Genomic DNA, 3,259 nt, shown 5'->3' with positions numbered 1-3,259 from the left:
CGCTGGCCGGCTATGCCGGTCTGTTCTCCTTCGAGGTGACGGACGATATCGACATCCCCGTCTTCGTCGACGCGCTGAAATATTTCCGCATCGGCGTCAGCTGGGGCGGGCATGAAAGCCTGGTCGTACCGGCCAAGGCGTCGCTGGAGCAGACGCCGGGCCTGAATTCGATGGCGCGCTTCGGCGTCAGCCCCCGAACCATCCGCTTCAATGTCGGATTGGAGAGTGTCGAAGACCTGTGGGCTGACGTCGCCCAGGCCTTCGAAAAAGCCAGAAAATAACAAGCGGGTTCAAAATGGGAGTCTTGAACATGAAAAAACTGACCGTCATGCTGGCCACCGTTGCGGGGCTGGCGATTTCCGCCGGAAATGCCGTGGCCGACTCGACACTGAAAATGGTCGAAGTCATCACCAGCCCGCCGCGCACCGAATTCCTGAAGAAGCAGATCGCCGAGTTCGAAACCGCCAATCCGGGCATCAAGGTCGAGCTTATCTCGCTGCCCTGGGGCCAGGCGTTCGAGAAATTCCTGACCATGGTGCAGGCCGGCGATACGCCTGACATCGTCGAAATGCCGGAACGCTGGATGGGCCTCTATGCCAACAATGCCCAGCTCGAGGATCTCGGACCGTATATGGCCAAATGGGATGATGCCAAGACGCTGGGCGACCGCGCCAAGCAGTTCGGCTCGACCGTCAACAACACCCAGTTCATGATCCCCTACGGCTACTATGTGAACGCGCTGTTCTGGAACAAGAAGCTGTTCAAGGAGGCCGGCCTCGACGGACCGCCGGCGACGCTCGACGATTTCATCGCCGATTCCAAGAAGATTTCCGCGCTCCCGGGGAAGTACGGCTACTGCCTGCGCGGCGGGCCGGGCGCCTTCAACGGCATGCACATGTTCATGAACATTGCTGCCGGCAAGGGCGGCTACTTCAACGAGGACGGCACTTCGACGATCAACGAAGAAGGCTCGGTCAAGGGCCTGCAGATGCTGGCCGACATGTACAAGGACGGACTGGCGCCGAAGGATGCCGTGAGTTGGGGTTTCAATGAAACGGTCACCGGCTTCTATTCCGGCACCTGTGCCATGCTCAACCAGGATCCGGACGCGCTGCTCGGCATCGCCGACAAGATGAGCGCCGACGATTTCGCCGTGGCGCCTTTGCCGGTCGGGCCGAGCGGCAAATCCTATCCGACGCTGGGCTATGCCGGCTGGGCGATGTTTGCCAACTCGCAGCACAAGGACGACGCCTGGAAGCTGATGGCGACGCTTCTGTCGCCGAAGGACAATCTGGAATGGGCCAAGGAAGTCGGCGTCGTTCCGATCCACAACGGCGCCGACCAGGATCCCCATTTCAAGACGGAGCAGTTCAAGGGCTGGTTCACGGAGCTCAGCGACAGCTCCAAATATGAAATGGTCACCCCGCCGACGCATCTGGAGAACCTCGGCAATTTCGTCGACCAGGTGGCGATCAAGAATTTCCAGGAAGTGCTGCTTGGCCAGAAGACGGCCAAGGACGTCGCCGACCAATGGGCTGCCTTCCTGACCAAGGAACAGCAGGACTGGCTGGCGAAGAACAAGAAGTAGTTTTTCTTCCCTTCTCCCCGTTTACGGGGAGAAGGTGGCCCGATAGGGCCGGATGAGGGGCGGCGCTATGCCTCGATAGGTTCGCGCTGCCCCTCATCTGCCTGCCGGCATCTTCTCCCCGTGAACGGGGAGAAGGACGCTTGTCGCCAATTCCGGCGCTCCTCCAGGAGACGATTTAGCACCCAATGACTTATGCCGTGTCTGAAATCCGATCCGCAGGCCAGCCGCGAAAGAAGCGGCTGTCGCATGCCGCTATCGAACCATGGCTGTATCTCAGCCCGGCGATCATCCTTCTGGTCGTGGTGCTGCTGGTGCCGCTGGTCATCGGCATCAGCTACTCCTTCCGTAAGTTCTCGGCGTTCAAATCGGAATATGTCGGGCTTGGACAGTATCAGGCGATGCTGTCGGATCAGGTGCTGGGGCAGGCACTGGTCAACACGTTGTGGTGGACGGTCGCCAGCCTGTTCTTCCAGTTCTTCCTCGGCCTTGGCCTGGCGCTGCTGCTCGACAAGCCGTTTCGCGGCCGCAAGGCTGTGCAAGCCCTGGTGTTCCTGCCCTGGGCTGTGCCGTCCTTCCTGTCGGGCCTGACCTGGGCCTGGCTGTTCAATCCGATCATCGGCCCGTTGCCGCACTGGCTGTTTGCACTGGGGCTGAAGGCCGAACCGACCAATGTGCTTTCCGATCCCGCCACCGCCATGTGGGGGCCGATCGTCGCCAATATCTGGTTCGGCATTCCGTTCTTCGCCATCACGCTTTTGGCGGCGCTGAAATCCATTCCGTCGGAACTGCATGAGGCAGCGGCCATCGACGGCGCTTCGCCATGGCAGCGCTTCACCAAGGTGACGCTGCCGTTCCTGGCGCCGACCATCGCCATCACTGTGATGTTGCGCACCATCTGGATCGTCACCTTCGCCGACCTGATCTTCGTCATGACGGAGGGCGGACCGGCCGGCTCGACCAACACGGTGCCGGTCTACATCTATGTCAGCGCCTTCAAATCGCTGGACAAGGGCTATGCCTCGGCGGTGGCGGTGCTGCTGCTCGTTCTGCTCATCGCCTATGCGATTGCGCTGATCGGCATCCGCCGCACGTTGGTGAGGCACGTCTGATGATAGCAGGACGTTCAACCTCGCAGCGCTTCTTCGGCGGCATCGGCCTCTACGCGGCAATCGCGGCTTACGTGCTGTTTGCCCTGTTCCCGATCTACTGGACGCTGAAGATCTCGGTCACGCCGGAGCGGCTGCTCTATTCCGAAGGCATCACCTTCTGGCCGTCGCACATGACACTGCAAAACTTCGTTACCGTGCTCGAGGCCACCGATTTCCCGCGCTATTTCCTCAACAGCGTCATCGTCTCGGTCTCGACGGCGGCACTGGTGACGATCATCGCCACGCTCGCCGGCTATGCCATGTCGCGCTTCACCTTTCGCGGCAAGGCAGCCCTGGCGCTGATGTTGCTGCTCACCCAGACTTTTCCGCTGGTGATGGTCATTCCGCCGATCTACCGCGTGATGGGGCAGATCGGCCTGATCAACAGCCTGACCGGGCTGATCATCATCTACACCGCCTTCAACACGGCCTTTGCCACCTTCCTGATGCAGTCGTTCTTCGACGGCATCCCCAAGGATTTGGAAGAGGCCGCGATGATCGACGGCTGCACCCGCGCGCAGGC

The 3,259-nt window shown here is 60.7% G+C and carries 4 protein-coding genes; all 4 read left to right on the top strand.

Features of this window, described 5'->3' with window-relative positions:
• The coding region (locus EN939_RS26730) for a PLP-dependent transferase (RefSeq protein WP_206528343.1) at positions 1-281 on the top strand (281 nt) is incomplete at its 5' end.
• Positions 282-310: 29 nt separating this feature from the next.
• The gene (locus tag EN939_RS26725; protein WP_127270754.1) at positions 311-1,588 is read left to right on the top strand and encodes an ABC transporter substrate-binding protein; all 1,278 of its coding nucleotides are present in this window, start codon (positions 311-313) and stop codon (positions 1,586-1,588) included.
• A gap of 185 nt (positions 1,589-1,773) precedes the next feature.
• Complete coding sequence (locus EN939_RS26720) at positions 1,774-2,697, top strand: carbohydrate ABC transporter permease (protein ID WP_127270752.1); 924 nt, start codon at positions 1,774-1,776, stop codon at positions 2,695-2,697.
• Positions 2,697-3,259 (top strand): carbohydrate ABC transporter permease (locus tag EN939_RS26715; RefSeq protein WP_164751239.1); only part of this gene is annotated, 563 nt, incomplete at its 3' end. The genes EN939_RS26720 and EN939_RS26715, both read left to right, overlap by 1 nt.

This window comes from Mesorhizobium sp. M7A.F.Ca.CA.002.05.1.1 (assembly GCF_003998335.1).
In the GTDB taxonomy this organism is placed as follows: Bacteria; Pseudomonadota; Alphaproteobacteria; order Rhizobiales; family Rhizobiaceae; genus Mesorhizobium.
The sequence above is the reverse complement of the archived record's forward strand: the minus strand, read 5'-3'. Positions and strand labels throughout refer to the sequence as shown.

Coding starts and splice junctions, on each gene's coding strand:
- EN939_RS26720 (WP_127270752.1), top strand. CDS start 1,774: ATGACTTATGCCGTGTCTGAAATCCGATCCGCAGGCCAGCCGCGAAAG.
- EN939_RS26725 (WP_127270754.1), top strand. CDS start 311: ATGAAAAAACTGACCGTCATGCTGGCCACCGTTGCGGGGCTGGCGATT.